The organism is Campylobacter concisus (assembly GCF_015230015.1).
Lineage (GTDB): Bacteria > Campylobacterota > Campylobacteria > Campylobacterales > Campylobacteraceae > Campylobacter_A > Campylobacter_A concisus_AF.
On the sequence record NZ_JAAKZC010000014.1, the window covers coordinates 42,036 to 57,315 of the forward strand.

The window sequence follows — 15,280 nt, forward strand, 5'->3', positions numbered from 1 at the left end:
TTAATGATTTGTTATTTTAGAGTATAAGGACTATAAAAAAACTTAATTAATATAAATTCTCTTTAACTAGGAAAGTCTTCTGTCTATTTTGTAACCAAGTCCTGGGACATTTTTTATAAAGTTGTTGCCAACCTTATCTCTAACACGCTTAACAAAGGTTCTGATAGCTGCCTCAGTAACACTCTCACCAACCCAAACGACGCTTTTGATCTCATCATGAAGTACAAGCGTACCAAGTCTTTTTATCAAAAGTGAGATAAATGCAAGCTCTTTTTTAGTAAGTGAAATTTCAACGCCGTCTCTGATAAGCACGCGTTTGATCTTATTAAAGCTATATCCGTTTGCAACTTGGATGATGTTTGCAGTTTCTATCTTACTTTTTGCGACATTTTCTATGGTTTTTAAAAGATCATCTGCCATGATAGGTTTTATAAGATACTTATCTACACCAACATCGATCGCCTTTAACAAAGTCTCTTTTTCGCTATGCGCACTTAGGACGATGACAGGTGTGTCTTTAGAAATTTCCTTGATATATCTTGTCATATCAAGTCCATCACTAATTGGCATAAATACATCTGTAATTACCATATTTGGGTTGTATTTTTTAAATTTTTTCAAACCTTCATCGCCATTTTGAGCAGTAAAAACTTTCTCAAAATTGTCACTTAGCACATCGTGCATGATCTTTTTGCTGTCGCTATCGTCTTCGACAAGCAAAACCGTTAGGTTCTTTAAAATTTTATTCATCTATCTCTCCTTTGTGTGGTAACTTTATTAAAAAACAGGCCCCATTGTCGCTGTTGCCCGCTGTTATTTCTGCGTTAAATTGATCGATTATTTGCTTTGACATATAAAGTCCTAAGCCAGTGCCTTTGGCATTTTCTTTGGTGGTAAAATATGGCTTAAATATCTCATCTATCACATTTTTATCTATGCCACCGCCATTATCTTCTACGCTTAGATAAGCATATTTTTCATCACTATCGATCTTTATTTTTATATTTTTATCTTCTATCTTTTTTAAATTTAGTGCGTCTTTTGCGTTATTTAGTAAATTTATGATGACTTGCATGAGCCTGTTTTTATGACCATAAATTTTAGAATCGCCTAGCACCTCAAGCTCTATACGAATGCCATCTTTTTTCATCACGCCTTTTACGATCTGTATCGATGCTCTAGCTGCGTCTGCTAGGCTAAATTCTTGCGAAAGTGTGTTTGGGTTTAAAAACGAGCTAAACTCATCAGCAGTTTCTGACATATACTTTATGATCTGCATAGCCCTCTCATAAGAGCCAATAAATTCGCCATCTTCGCTACCTGCGAGCTTTTTCATCTTATATAAAACTAAGCTTAGCTCATTTAGCGGCTGCTTCCACTGGTGAGTTATATTTGCCATCATCTCGCCCATCATCGCAAGCTTAGCAAGTCTCATACCCTCGCTACTTGAAAGGAATTTTTCATCTAAATTTAAACTAGGCATTTGCTCTATATCCTAAAAATGATAGATAAAGTCCGTTTAAGATCATTATGCAAGCTGAGAGCTTAAACATGATCTCTTTAAATTTCTCTCTTAGCAAACCAAAAACAAAGCTAGCTAACAGCATCGCTGGTAAGGTGCAAAGCCCAAAAATAAGCATTATTAGCGACGCATCGGCTGCATTTGCACTTAAAATTCCAAGCGCTAAGAAATAATAGACCACGCCACAAGGCAAAAGCCCATTTAAAAAGCCAAGTAGCAAGAAATTTGCTAAATTTCTCTTTTGCACGCTTATTTTTGCCATTTTTACTATAAATTTAAGTGCTTTTTCGCTCTCTATAAATTTTAAAAGCTCACCCCTAAAAAGCAATGCGATGCCAATAAATGCGATCACTAGGCCTACTATGAAAAATATAACACCTCTTGCTTGCAATCCAAAGCTAATGACCGCTCCAAAAGCGCCAAATAACGCGCCCAAAGCCACATAAGCAAAAATTCTAGCTAGGTTATAAAGCGTGCTTAGCATTAAAATTTTACTCTTACTTTTGCCTTTAAAAAATAGAGCTTGCAAGCCCAAAAACCCGCTACACATCCCGACACAATGACTAAAGCTGCTCATAAAAGCAACCGCGATGATCGTGTAGAGGCTTATATCTTGCATTATAAAATTTCTAAAAACTGCTTAAATATATATTTGCTCTCGTTAGGACCGCTGCTTGCTTCTGGGTGATGTTGCACCGAGAAGATCGGATAGTCCTTGTATCTTACACCCTCGATCGTGTTGTCAAACAAATTTCTATGTGTCACAACCGCTACTTCAGCGATGCTCTCTGGTACGTTGTAGTTGTGATTTTGTGTTGTTATCTCGATCGCTTTTGTTTCTAAATTTAAGACTGGATGGTTTGCTCCATGCTGACCAAATTTAAGTTTATATGTCTCGTATCCAAAGGCATTTGAAAGTAGCTGGTGACCAAGGCAGATGCCAAATATCGGAATCCTAGCCTCTATCATCTTTTTGATCTCGGCGATCTCAGCCTTTAAATTCTTTGGCTCACCTGGGCCATTTGATAAAAATACCCCATTTATCTCGCCATTTTTAAATTTTTCTATCAAAACCTCAGCCTTAGTATCGTGTGGTACGACGATAACCTCAAGACCAGTTTCGCATAGCTCATTTAGGATATTTCTCTTTACACCAAAGTCAAAAACGGCTATCTTTTTGCCGATACTTTTTAGCGGCTTATATGACTTTAAATTTCTATCCCAAGCGCCTTTTTTATGCTCGTACTCATCCATTGCGCTGACTGTTTTTACATAGTTTATATTTTCTATGCGTCCGCTGCTTTCAAGCCTGCGTTTTAGTTCGTCTTTGTCACTTATCTGCGTTGAGATGTAGGCCATCAAAGCACCTTCGTCACGTAGCATCTTTGTCAAATATCTAGTATCAACGTCATAAACGCCAAATTTACCCTGCTCTTCAAAAAATTTGCCTAAAGACTTTTGCGAGCGGTAGTTTGATGGAATTTCATTGTAGTTTCTCATTATGACGCCACTTGCGTGAATTCTAAGGCTCTCCATATCATCTTCGTTTATGCCAACGATGCCGATCTCTGGCATAGTAAAGACGATAAACTGACCAGCATAGCTTGGATCGCTCATGATCTCCTCATAGCCAGTCATAGAGGTATTAAAAACGAGCTCGCCTGCACACTCGCCGTGAGCACCAAAGGCCTTTGCCTCTAAAAAAACGCCGTTTTCAATGTATATATAAGCTTTCATTAAAGCATTCCTCTTTTTTTAAGCTCATCTTGATATAAACGCTCAAAAATCAGGTCGTATTCATCAGTTCCTGGGATAAGTTTGCGTTTGTAGTTTTGCATCATCTCATAGACGCTATCTTCTATCTTCTCATAGCTCTTTAGATACTCATCTATCGAGCCATATATCACGTTTTTTACGCGGTTTTCAGATACGCTATAATCAACCAACCCGCTCTTCCAAATAGTTTCAAGTATCTTGTGGGCGACATTGCTAAATCTATCTTCGTGAGTTAAAATGACGTCAAATTCGCCAGCAAGTTTCTTTTTAACGAGCCAAAACATATTTTTGCGGTCGATTTGCATCGTTTGCATCTCGTCCTCGTTTTTTTCTAAAAGCTCATTTACTCGCTCATCTAGCGCTCTTTCTTTTTGAACGTCGGTAGTTAAAATTTCACTTGCTTTTGCTACGATTGGCTCAATACCTTTGTTTAACTTTACAAAACCACAGTTTAAAAGATCTATTGCTATTTTATGTGAGACATAAGGTACGTGTGGAAGTTTTATACGCATTTTAAACCTTTAAATTTTTATGCCATTGTAACTAAATAAAGGTAAAACTTTACTTTGAAATTTTAACGACTTTATCATTGTCACTTCTTAGAAAATAAATTTCTCTTCGTCCGTCATAAAGGACTTTGCCGCTTATTTTTTGCTCGTTTTGTAAATTTGAAGATAGATCTATCTCAAGTGGCTTACTCATAAAATAAGCCTCGCCCAAGCTTCGTCCAAAATCAGGATACCAACTAAGTGCGCAAAGCACGAGCAAGAGCAGATAAAAGGCTCTAAAAATTTTTCTAAATGGCGCATAAAAGAAACAATATCCAAATATAAAAAACACAGGTAAAAGCCACAAAAAAGGCACGTTATCTACAAAAATCACATTGAAATACTCATTTATGCCATAAAATGAAAAGTAGTTGTTGTAAATTCCAACAAATAGCGTAAAAATAGGAGCAAGAACAAATATAATGCCAGTAAAAAATGCATTTAGAATTTTCATAAACTCTCCTCTTGGGCGAGATTATATTAAATATAAGCTTTAATATTGCACTAAATTTAACCTATAAAGTAAATTTTAACTTGCTAATTTCACAAAAAATTTAAAAAACTAGGCGCAAAAGGTGAAATTTAAGCTAAGTGTGACATTTTTTATATAAATTTTTAGGATATATTTTTGAAACTTTTAGAGGAATTTGAAAAAGAAATTTAGTCTTTGCTGTATAGCAAAGACTAAAGGTTGATTAAGCTTTTTTCTTCATATCAAATTTATTAGCCATGAAGCCAACAAGACCAACAAAGAAAAGACCACCGCAGATATTGCCAAGTGTAACTGGAACTAGGTTTTTACCTATGAAATTTCCCCAGTTTAGCATATCTAGCTTATCAGCTGTAGTGTGAAGTAACGCTGCTGCTGCATTGATGTCGCCGCCACTTGCTGCGATATAGTGAGCTTTAGAGATGATAGCTTCAGTGATGATGAACATATTTGCAACGCAGTGTTCCATTGAGCAAGCAACGAATGCGCCGATCATCCACATGATCGCGAAGAATTTACCAGATAGGTTGCTCTCGCTTGTCGCAGTCCAGATAGACATACAAACAAAGACGTTACAAAAGATACCGCGGATAAATAGCTCGTGAAATGGCGCTGTGATCTTGCCGATACCAGCTGGTACGAAGTGCTGTAAGATGTAGCCGTCGTATTTTAGTGGCAAGCCTGAGTAGTAGTACATATAAGCGATCAATGCACCGCCAATAAAGTTAAATATCCAAACGATAGCCCAGTAGCTTATGGTTTTGCCAAGTGGCAATTTGCCATCATATGCACTAACGCCGCTTAAAATAGAGCTAGTAAATAGGTGACCACCATAAAATACAACCATCATGAGGCCGCAACTAAATGTGATACCACCGATGAAGTTTGAAAGACCGATAGACTGTTTTTCAGCCATACCAACTGTTGAGTGAGCCCAAAAAATATCACCCATTGCAATAGCAGCTCCAGCCATAATAGCAAGGAATATAATGCTTACAAGTGGCGTATGAGCTTTATGCTCCATAGAACTTGACACCGCTTGAGCGGTTTCTGCCGGATTTAACATCACGTCTCCTTTTTATTTGACCTTCTTTGATCTATAACAAATATAAAGCAAAGAAGTAGTGCCAAAGATAGACATTTTAGCGTCAAAATTTAATGTTTAAAAATTAGTTTTACACTAAATTTCAAATCCAAAATGATCAAATTTATCTTTAGCAAACCCCAGATTAAATTTAGCTCTTACTAAATTTAACCAACTAAATTTTTATCAATCTCTACAATTCTTAAAAAAGCTTTTCTGGCACTTTTTTTAGCCTGCTCGCTTAGCCCCTCCTCAAAATCAAGGACATTTTCAAGCAAGACACTAATGCCAAGAAAAAGCGTCTTTGGACAAATTTTACGCAAATAGCTTAAAAGCACCGGCGTTGGGAGGTTGTGGGTTGAGTAGATGTAGTCTCTATCGTCACTTAGGTCAAAAAACTCTATCTTATCCTCATCAAAGCCGCTCATCGCATCGACTACTATCAAAATGTCAGGCGCAAATTCTCTAATAGCTGAAAATTCATTCTCAGGCACATCCTGCCCAAAAAAGACCTTCCACTCTTTTAGCTCAGTTTCTACGATGCGGCCGACTTCATTACCAACATCATCGTCGCCACGCATAGGATTACCGATGCAAAGGATGGCCTTTTTCATCAAAAGTCCTTCCTAAGCACGATATATCCCTCTTTTAAATTTGCCAAAATTTCTTTAAGCTTACACTCACAAAGCTGTGGCAAGAGTCTAGCGATATGCTCAGCAAAAATTTCAACTTCAAAATACTTGCTTAAATTTCCGATCTTAAATTTCACATATTCGCCTGAGTTTTTGATCATCTCGTCAAATTCCTCATCGCTTAGCTCTAAGACCTTCTCGCTAAAATCAATCGTACCAACGCCGTGTCCCACGCAAGTGGAGAAAATTTTTATCTCCTTTAGCTCGCGTGGAAGCTTTTCGTTGTCGTCCATATGCCTTTTTGTAAGCTTATAAACTTGTATCATCTTTTACTCCAAACCTCACTATCAACATCAATCGCAAAATTTTTACCAGCTTTTGCATATTTTAGATAGACATCGTTGTGTAAAAGTGCCATACACTCAGCATATCTAGGATCATCTTCTTTTTTGATAGCTGCTATAACCGCTTCACGTGCAAGCTCTGGGTTGTGGATATCACTTGAGCCCTTGATAGCGTCCATATATTTTTCAAATAGTGTTCTACCAAAGATATAACTCATCAGCCTTTTACTTTCAGCATGCAAGTCACGTTCAAACAAGATATCGCCCATTACTGACTTTTTAACCGGAGGAGGCGTAGTGCTGTCGTTTTCATAGCTTTTTTTGTGTAGCTTTTGATCAATGATGCCAAGAGCCATACCTAGACCATAAATAACACTTGCTGGGTGTGGAGGGCAGCCTGGGATATAGACATCAACTGGTATGATCTTATCTATACCACCCCAAACGCTGTAAGCGTCGTGGAAAATTCCGCCAGTACTTCCACAAGCACCAAAAGCAACTACGATCTTAGGATCTGGAGCTGCTTCATAAGCACGAAGAAGTGGGTAATACATCTGTCTTGTGACTGGTCCTGAGCAAAGCAAGATATCAGCGTGTCTTGGGTTTGCTACAAGCTTAAAGCCAAAGCGCTCTGGGTCCCACATCGGAGTGATAGCAGCGAAAATTTCGATCTCACAACCGTTGCAGCTTCCGCAGTCGATCCTATAAACGCTAAAGCTTCTTTTGATATTTTTTAAATGCTCTAGCTTTGCAGTTAGGTCATTTGCTGTTTTTATGTCCTCTGGGACTTGATATAGACTCATTTTATAGCCTCCTCAACACCTTTTGTTAGCCTCTCAGCAGATTGATTTTTCTTGCACTCTGGGCAGATAAAAAGATACTCTTTTGCCTCTTCAAGTCTGCCTGGGAGTAAATTTGCTGTGCCAAGCTTTTCAAGGGTGAAATTTATAAGCCTTTTTGGCGTAAATGGCTTGCCGCAGCATTTGCAAGTTTGCATCTCAAGCTCGCCTCTTTGTATAAGAGCGCTCTTGTCAAATTTAACCGCAAGCTCAAAGCTATCGCTAAGTCTTACAGCTCCAGTTGGGCAAACCTCATCGCAGCGTCCGCAGAATATGCAGCGACCGCAGTCAAACTGCCAAACAAGTCTTGTTTGCTCATCGTTCATCTTAAGCTCTATTGCGTTACTAGGACAAGCGATACCGCAAGCTGCACAACCTATACAAAGATCGTATGTATAGTCTGGCTGACCGCGGAAATTCTCAGGCACAATATATGGCTCAAATGGATAGGCGTATGTCGCCTTTCCATATTTTTCTGTGATGTCAAATAACTTCATCATCTTAAATCCTTCTTACTAACCCCGCCATCTTGACAGAATTTTTTAAGGTCTTTTTCTGTTAAAATTTTACTTTTTTTAGTCCTTACATCAACCAAAGTAACACGCTCGGTGCATGAGTAGCAAGGGTCAAGTGAGCAAACGATAAGTGCAGCGTCACTTATGTTGTTTCCTCTAAATTGATACCTTAGGCTTGGCCAGTTGTTATATGTCGCAGCCCTACATCTCCAGCGATATACTTTTTGAGCGCTACCTTGCATGATCCAGTGAACGTTCTCACCACGTGGTGCTTCATCGTGACCAAGTGCGAAATTCTCAGGTTTGATCATAGTCACAGGATCGATCATGATCGGAGTTTGAGGCATCATCTCAAAGCATTGGCGGATGATGTGGATAGAGCTTTTTAGCTCTTTATATCTAACCATCTCACGAGCAAAAACGTCGCAACCATGCTCAACTGCTACTTCAAATTCTATCTGTTTGAAGAAGTCGTATGGGTGATCGTAGCGGTTATCGCGTTTGAAGCCAGAGCCTCTCATATTTGGACCAACTGGGCTAAAGTCACGTGCTATTTGACGGTCTAAGATACCTACACCTTTCCAGCGTCCGATTTGGCGTTTATCTTCCAAAACTGCATCCCAAATTTCTGAAATTTGAATATCGAGTTTATTGATGATCTCTAAGCCTTTTTTGATCTCATGGTTTGTCATATCACGTCTTAAGCCACCCATAACGACGTTGCCGTATGTTTTACGTCCGCCAGTTACAAGCTGAGCTAGCTCCATAGAGTACTCACGAACCCTAAAGATATGCATAAATGCGTTGTAGTTACCAGTAACCTCACAAGCTAGACCGATATTTAAAAGGTGGCTGTGAAGACGCTCGATCTCAAGACAGATAACGCGTATAGCTTGAGCTCTTAATGGGATTTCAAGCTTGATAGCTTTTTCTGCTGCCTCGATACACGCAATAGCGTGAGCATAACCACAAATTCCGCAAACACGCTCTGCAAGATAGCCCATTTGATCATAGTTCATTCTGTTTTCAGCTAGCTTTTCCATACCGCGGTGTTGATAGAACAAGCGATAATCAGCGTCGATGATCTCGTCACCGTCACAGAAAAGTCTAAAGTGACCTGGTTCATCAGATGTAACGTGTAGTGGTCCAAGTGGCACATCAACTACTGCATCACCTGTTGGGAACAAAAACTCCGCATCAGGCTCATCTCTATGATCCACTGGATCAGGGCGGTAGCGGTAGTCCATAGCATCTTTTCTAAGTGGGTGAAGTCCGTCTGGCCAGTCATCACTTAAAACTAGACGTCTTTTATCAGGCAGACCCTCAGCTACTAGACCAAACATATCATAAGCTTCTCTTTCATACCAAACACAAGCTGGCACAAGCGGAGTAACTGATGGAAATGTCGGATCGCTTCCTGGGATAAGAGTTTTAACTGTGATAAAGCACTTATCCTCAGCTGCAAAGTCGTCCGCCTCAGTCATCTTGCTACCTTCCATTGAGATAGCATAGTAAAGCGCATAGCAGCCATTTATCTGACGCTCGTCGTTTGGTATCATAGTGCTTATAAAGCCACCGATATCATAATAAAGTGTTTTAACAGCTAGTGGAAGATCGTTTCTATCAACCAAAACTGTGATCTGATCGTCTGCTTGACGAGTTACTTCTAAAATTTTTACCTTTGTTTTTAGGATTTCAACAAATTTATCGCCTCTCATTTTAAAGCTCCCATCATTATATTAACACCGTTATTTACTAGCGTATAAAAGCTATCTACGTGCCATACGCCAAAGATTATGATAAGGGCACAGAGTGCTATAAGAGGTAAATTTTCAAATAAACTCATCTCTTTATTATGAACAACCACACCTTTTGGCTCGCCAAAACTTGCCATGTTAAAGTGCGCAAAGTCAGCTATGAAAATAACTGCAAGTGCAATAGCAAATAGCGCAACTGCAATGTATTGACCACTTGTGATAGCTCCGACAAAGACGTTATATTCGCTAACAAATATAGCAAATGCTGGAACACCAACTAGTGAGCATACAGCTGCACCAAACATAATAGTTGTAATAGGTGCGATCTTAACCATGCCGCCCATCTTACTCATATCTTTGTGGCCGTAAATTCTTGCTATGTTACCTGTTGAGCAGAAAGCCAAAGCTTTTGTGAAGCTGTGAGCTAAGCAGTGGAATATCGCTGCAAATAGACCAAATTTACCGCCAACACCAAGTGCAAATGCGATAACACCCATGTGAACGATTGAGTGGTATGCAAACATTCTTTTTACGTTGTGTTGTCTTATTAGGAAAAATCCTGCTACAAAAAGTGTGATAGTTCCTGATACGATCATTACGCCTTCAACAAAGCTAAATCCAACTGCTTGAGCTGTGATAGCGTAGTATCTTAAAAGTGCAAGCATCGCACATTTTAAAAGTACGCCTGATAGCAATGCTGAGATAGGTGCTGGACCTTCAGCGTGAACGTCTGGCAACCAAGTGTGAGTTGGAGCTAGACCAGCTTTTGTACCAAAACCAATTAGCGCAAACACAAAGATAAGTTTTGCTGCATCTGGGTTTAAATTTTTAGCGTTAGCCATTATGCTTGAAAACTGCATAGAAGCCTCGCCGTCTCCTAGTGTGCTATATGTAGCTGAGTATAGAAGAACGGTTGCATAAAGAGCAAATGCTAGACCGATTGAGCAAAGAACGATGTATTTATAACCACTCTCTGTTGATTTTTGATCTTTGTGAATAGCAACCAAAAATACAGAAGCTAGTGTAGTAGCCTCTATAGCTGCCCACATAAACGCAACGTTGTTGCAAATAACACTTAAAGTCATTGTAAAGATAAATACATGGCTTAGTGCGTAGTATTTTTTAAGATCACTTAAATGAATGTGTCCATCTTCAAGTTCCCATCTCATATAGTGGATAGAGTAGAAATTTACTATAAATCCAGTTACGGCGATAAGCACTAAGAAAACACAGCCTAAGCTATCTAAAAACAAAAATTTATCAAAACTATAAAAAGTTCCGCCACTTAAAACTTTAAGAACATTGTTAAGTAAAGCCACTGATGTCGCAGCAGAAAACAAGACATGAAGTCCGCTAAGTACTGCATAGCTTTTAGGACTTAAAAACAAGATCAAAGCACCAAGGAGCGGTATGATAAGTATTAAAGCTAAACTATCCATCTCTAACCCCTTAAATTTGAAGCTTTAGAAGTATCTAAGCTATCATAAGCTTTATAAAATCTAATCGCTAGAACGCTCATGATAATAACAGCAAATATCGCATCTGTTAAAATTCCAAGCTCAACTAGCTCATGTGAGTTGTAAGCCATTAGAGCAAGGCTTAGGTGGATACCGTTTTCAAACAAGCAGTAAGCTAGAATTTGTTTTACAAATGAGTTTCTTAACATAAAGCCAAAAATTCCCATCATAAAGACTGTTCCAGCAGCGATTAACATAATCTCTTCTTTGATAAGAGAGAATTTTAAAAATATAGGGTGGATACTCATTGAAAGAGCTAGAGAAAATCCCATAGCAATAACAGGGCTTACAAAAAATCCACCAACTGGCTCGTCTTCGCTAACTACGCCAAGTTTTTTGATAAGCCAGAACAAAATTCCTGGCACGAAAAGAACTTTGGTAAAAAACGCAACGATCGCCCAAGTTTTTAGCTGCTCAGCGTTAAATTTCTCAGATAGCAAGAAAAATATACTAACTAAAAGTAGCGTCTCTATCGCATAAGCGATGATTGAGAGTTTCAAGCTTCTAAGGCCAAAAACTGCAAGCGAAGTTACGATCATGCAAATGGCTAATATATCTAGTGTTTGCATCTCACGCTCCTACTACATAAAGTGTTAGTGCAACAAACGAAATAGCAAGTGCACCAAGAGCATTTTTGCGTAAAGATGAAGTCATTTTAAAGCGTGGTCCAAAGTTGTCTATAAATACAGCTGCGACGTAAAATACTCCAGTTTTTATCACAAAAACGATAATAGCTAAGAAAGGATTGCTAAAATTCCATGGCTCAAATATGCTTAGGAAAAGTCCTATCATAGCAAACTGTTTTAATATAAGTGATGCTTGAACTAAGCCAAGGTCGCTACCAGCATACTCACCAAGAACACCCTCTTGAAGCTCTTGTTCTGCTTCAGCTAAGTCAAATGGCTTTCTACCAGTCTCAACATACATACACCACAAAAATGCGATAGAAGCAACGGCAAAACTTGGAATTTGATATCCGATAACGCCAGTTCTTACCATCTCTTGGATCTCAACTAAATTTGATGTTTTAGCTGCAAGCATAACTACGATTAAACACATAATCATAACTGGCTCAACATAAACACCAAGCATTTGCTCCCTGCCGCCACCTGTTGCTGCAAATGGGTTGCCACTATCCATTGAAGCTGCACCAAATACAAATCTAAGTAGCGCACCAAGATAGAGGATAACAAATATATCTGAGTAAGCTCCAAATACAGTGTCTTTGCTATAAGTGATAGGTATAGCAGCTAGCACTGCAGCTGAAGTTGCAAAAAGGAAAAATGGAGCCCATCTAAATACCCAGTGTGAGCACTCAGGGACGGTTCTTCCTCTTCTAAAAAGCTTTATAATGTCGCGATATGTTTGAAAGAAATCGCTACCTTGTTTTGATTGAAGTTTAGCTCTAAGTTTTCTTGCCATACCATCAAACAAAGGAGCTACCAAAACGATAACGACTACTTGAAATATCATTAAAAGTATAGTTTGCATTTTCGTCTCCTAAACTAAAAAGTAGCCCACAGCAAGTATGACACAAAGATATAGCAAGATATAAAGTGCATATACATTTGTATAACCACTTTGAACGATACCTAGCTTATCAGCAAATTTCACACACCATTTAATGACTGGCTCATAAAACATTCCCCACCAAATATCTTTTGGATGGTTGTGATACTCAACCGCGTCAAAATAATTTCTAGTAACTACTTTTTTATCAGCTCTAAATAGCCATTGCATAATCTTTCTAAGGTCGCCAGTGAATGGACCACCTGTCATTTGCATACGTGAGCTATATTTAAAGCCACAAGCCCAAGGATCAGTTTCGCGTGGTTTATCTCTGTTTGCTTTCATAACAGCAAGGATGATAAATGGCAAAATCATAGTCGCACATAGGACTAAAGCGATAAGTGGAGTTGAGATCATGCTACCCATAGGTGAAGTTACATTTATAGCACCAAGGCTAGCTTTATAGTCGCTTATAGCGATAGAATTTACAGCTTGCATGATGTAATCAACTATGTAGTTTGCGCCAAGACCAAAGCCAACGCAGCCTATCATTAGGATGATCATACCAAGAACCATACCTATCGGACTCTCTTTAGCATTTTCCCAAATTTTTTGATCTCTTGGAGTACCTGCAAAGATAACAGCATAAAGTTTAAGGTGCATACCAACCAAAACGCCTGTTAGCGCAAGAGCTACGACGCCAAGTGTAAATGCATATCTAACTAATGTTCCTTCTCCCATCGCACCTTGAAGCATACCTTGATATGTAAACCACTCTGAAACAAAGCCATTTACTGGAGGTAAAGCTGCGATACCCATGATACCTATAAACATACCAAGGCTTGTCCATGGCATTTTTTTAGCAAGACCACCAAGGATGTCCATATTTTGTGTATGAGTAGCGTGGATAACTGAACCAGCGCAAAGGAAAAGCAGACCTTTAAATATAGCGTGGTTAACTACGTGGTAGCAACCTGCTAGAAAACCTACTGCTGCAAGTGTTAAATTTCCAGCTGCAACGCCGTAAATACCAGTACCAAGACCTAACAAGATGATGCCTATGTTCTCAACTGAGTGGTAAGCAAGCAAAGCCTTAAAGTCGTGTTGGCAAAGAGCGTATAAAACACCAAATAGTGAGCTAGCTGCACCAAGAGCGAGTATTGTAAGACCAAAATATGTGCTAAGTGGTAGATAAAGTGTAAATTTAACTAGTGTAAATAGAGCAACTTTAATCATAACGCCTGACATAAGGGCTGAAACGTTTGATGGTGCTGCTGGGTGAGCTTGTGGAAGCCAAACGTGGAATGGCCACATACCAGCTTTACTACCAAAGCCGACCAAGAATAGTATAAATACAGCAGCAGAAGCGCCAAATGGCATCTTAACACCCATAAATGCGCTAAATTCAAAGCTTCCTGCGTAGTAAGCTGTGATAAGCAATCCACAGGTTATACAAAATGCACCGATTTGTGCGATGCCAAGATATACCATAACCGCTTTAAGTGTATTTTTACCGTCATTGACGATGATAAGAAATGATGATACAAGAGTCATAAGCTCCCATAAAACAACAAAGCAAAATACATTATCAGCGCTGATTACTAGAAGCATTGAAAGGATAAATGTGTTAAACAAACATGCAAACACACCAACATTTGCTTTTTTTATATACTCTTCTGCATAGCTCATACCATAAACACTACTTGCAAATCCTATGAAAACAACGACAAAGCTGAAGAAATTTCCAAGTGGATTTAGCGCAAATTTTGGCGAATACAAAAAGCCATCCATAAGAGCAAAGCTATCACTTACTCCCATATTTGCAACGAAGTGACACATCGCATAAAAGCAGCTTATAGCACTTAGTCCAAAACCAACTTTAACAGCGGCTTTTGGAGCGCAGTAGAGCAAGATACTAACGACGGCACTTACAAGAAATAGCATATAAACCGTAGTCATCTTATGCTCCTTGTCCGTTTAAAATTTTAGTAGCAAATTTATTCGCTGCATCGTAGTCTATCCTCTTGCCAAGCTTATGTTTGCCCTCTTCTGGATCTACCATTATAAGAGCGCTTGTTGGACATACATCAACGCAAGCTGGTCCATTTTCACGGCCAAAGCACATATCACATTTTACTGCGATGTTTTTTGCGCCTGATTGTGACTCTACTTCAAGATAGTATTTTGGCTCGACAGCGTAATTTACTGAAGGCATAAGCTCTGCACTTGAGCTTATCGCACCATAAGGGCAAGCGATCGTGCACATCTTGCAACCTATACAAATTTCCTCGTGAAGCTCGATGCAATTATCGTTAAATCGCAACGCTCCAGTTGGGCATACATTTGCGCAAGGGCCATCGTCGCATTGTCTGCACTGAGTCGGCATAACACCGCTAGCTTCTCTTAAGACGCTTAGCCTTGCACGTGATAGTTTGCCGCGTTCATAAGCACTTTTAAAACATGCAGCCATACAGGTCGCACATCCTATGCAGCGTTTAGAATCGGCAATCACAAATTTATGTTTTTTCATAAATTCCTCCTAAAAAACAAGGCAAGACCGCCCTGCTCACTAATAGAGTGATTGTTAATCACATGAATAGAGATAGTTAAATTTTTATTTAACATCTCAAACGCTCCTTCCTGAAATTTTTGAAACAATTCTATAACTTCTGGCGATTAAATTCCGTCAGCTATCTGACAAATTTTGTATTTTTGAAATTAAATTTTTATTTTATATTAGTTTAAGA

Annotated in this window: 17 protein-coding genes; all 17 read right to left on the reverse strand. The window is 38.9% G+C overall.

The window, feature by feature from the left end:
- Positions 1–66 precede the first annotated feature (66 nt).
- Positions 67–750 carry a response regulator transcription factor gene (locus G6W42_RS07880; RefSeq protein WP_012001191.1) on the reverse strand — a complete coding sequence of 228 codons (684 nt, stop codon included), beginning with the start codon at positions 748–750 and terminating at the stop codon, positions 67–69.
- Positions 743–1,483: a sensor histidine kinase gene (locus tag G6W42_RS07885; RefSeq protein WP_194173584.1), complete on the reverse strand. Its 741-nt coding sequence runs from the start codon at positions 1,481–1,483 to the stop codon at positions 743–745. Before G6W42_RS07885 ends, G6W42_RS07880 begins: the two co-directional genes overlap by 8 nt.
- Complete coding sequence (locus tag G6W42_RS07890; protein ID WP_194173585.1) at positions 1,476–2,141, reverse strand: sulfite exporter TauE/SafE family protein; 666 nt, start codon at positions 2,139–2,141, stop codon at positions 1,476–1,478. Before G6W42_RS07890 ends, G6W42_RS07885 begins: the two co-directional genes overlap by 8 nt.
- Positions 2,141–3,259 carry a glutamine-hydrolyzing carbamoyl-phosphate synthase small subunit gene (gene carA, locus G6W42_RS07895; protein ID WP_194173586.1) on the reverse strand — a complete coding sequence of 373 codons (1,119 nt, stop codon included), beginning with the start codon at positions 3,257–3,259 and terminating at the stop codon, positions 2,141–2,143. The genes G6W42_RS07890 and carA overlap by 1 nt, the downstream gene beginning before the upstream one ends.
- Positions 3,259–3,810, reverse strand: a complete 552-nt coding sequence (locus tag G6W42_RS07900; RefSeq protein WP_012001188.1) for a DUF507 family protein — start codon at positions 3,808–3,810, stop codon at positions 3,259–3,261. Before G6W42_RS07900 ends, carA begins: the two co-directional genes overlap by 1 nt.
- A gap of 49 nt (positions 3,811–3,859) precedes the next feature.
- Complete coding sequence (locus G6W42_RS07905; protein WP_194173587.1) at positions 3,860–4,300, reverse strand: isoleucyl-tRNA synthetase; 441 nt, start codon at positions 4,298–4,300, stop codon at positions 3,860–3,862.
- 241 nt (positions 4,301–4,541) lie between these two features.
- Positions 4,542–5,402: a formate/nitrite transporter family protein gene (locus G6W42_RS07910; RefSeq protein WP_194173588.1), complete on the reverse strand. Its 861-nt coding sequence runs from the start codon at positions 5,400–5,402 to the stop codon at positions 4,542–4,544.
- 185 nt (positions 5,403–5,587) lie between these two features.
- On the reverse strand, positions 5,588–6,034 hold the full coding sequence (locus tag G6W42_RS07915) for a hydrogenase 3 maturation endopeptidase HyCI (protein WP_021087517.1): 447 nt from the start codon (positions 6,032–6,034) through the stop codon (positions 5,588–5,590).
- Positions 6,034–6,378: a formate hydrogenlyase maturation HycH family protein gene (locus G6W42_RS07920; RefSeq protein WP_012001185.1), complete on the reverse strand. Its 345-nt coding sequence runs from the start codon at positions 6,376–6,378 to the stop codon at positions 6,034–6,036. The genes G6W42_RS07915 and G6W42_RS07920 overlap by 1 nt, the downstream gene beginning before the upstream one ends.
- A complete protein-coding gene (locus G6W42_RS07925; RefSeq protein ID WP_021087529.1) occupies positions 6,375–7,199 on the reverse strand; it encodes an NADH-quinone oxidoreductase subunit B family protein in 825 nt (274 codons plus the stop codon). Before G6W42_RS07925 ends, G6W42_RS07920 begins: the two co-directional genes overlap by 4 nt.
- Positions 7,196–7,735: a formate hydrogenlyase complex iron-sulfur subunit gene (locus tag G6W42_RS07930; protein WP_002939210.1), complete on the reverse strand. Its 540-nt coding sequence runs from the start codon at positions 7,733–7,735 to the stop codon at positions 7,196–7,198. The genes G6W42_RS07925 and G6W42_RS07930 overlap by 4 nt, the downstream gene beginning before the upstream one ends.
- Positions 7,732–9,468 (reverse strand): NADH-quinone oxidoreductase subunit C, encoded by a 1,737-nt coding sequence (locus G6W42_RS07935; protein WP_009294856.1) that lies wholly within the window; start codon positions 9,466–9,468, stop codon positions 7,732–7,734. The genes G6W42_RS07930 and G6W42_RS07935 overlap by 4 nt, the downstream gene beginning before the upstream one ends.
- A complete protein-coding gene (locus G6W42_RS07940; RefSeq protein ID WP_194173589.1) occupies positions 9,465–10,946 on the reverse strand; it encodes a hydrogenase 4 subunit F in 1,482 nt (493 codons plus the stop codon). The genes G6W42_RS07935 and G6W42_RS07940 overlap by 4 nt, the downstream gene beginning before the upstream one ends.
- A gap of 2 nt (positions 10,947–10,948) precedes the next feature.
- Entirely contained in the window at positions 10,949–11,593 is a 645-nt protein-coding gene (gene hyfE / locus G6W42_RS07945; RefSeq protein ID WP_002939315.1) for a hydrogenase 4 membrane subunit, read from the reverse strand.
- A gap of 1 nt (position 11,594) precedes the next feature.
- Positions 11,595–12,515, reverse strand: coding sequence for a respiratory chain complex I subunit 1 family protein (locus G6W42_RS07950; protein ID WP_002939300.1), 921 nt, complete (start codon positions 12,513–12,515; stop codon positions 11,595–11,597).
- Positions 12,516–12,524: 9 nt separating this feature from the next.
- Positions 12,525–14,492 carry a proton-conducting transporter membrane subunit gene (locus G6W42_RS07955; protein ID WP_009294858.1) on the reverse strand — a complete coding sequence of 656 codons (1,968 nt, stop codon included), beginning with the start codon at positions 14,490–14,492 and terminating at the stop codon, positions 12,525–12,527.
- 1 nt (position 14,493) lies between these two features.
- A complete protein-coding gene (locus tag G6W42_RS07960; RefSeq protein ID WP_009294859.1) occupies positions 14,494–15,063 on the reverse strand; it encodes a 4Fe-4S dicluster domain-containing protein in 570 nt (189 codons plus the stop codon).
- Between the last annotated feature and the right edge of the window lie 217 nt (positions 15,064–15,280).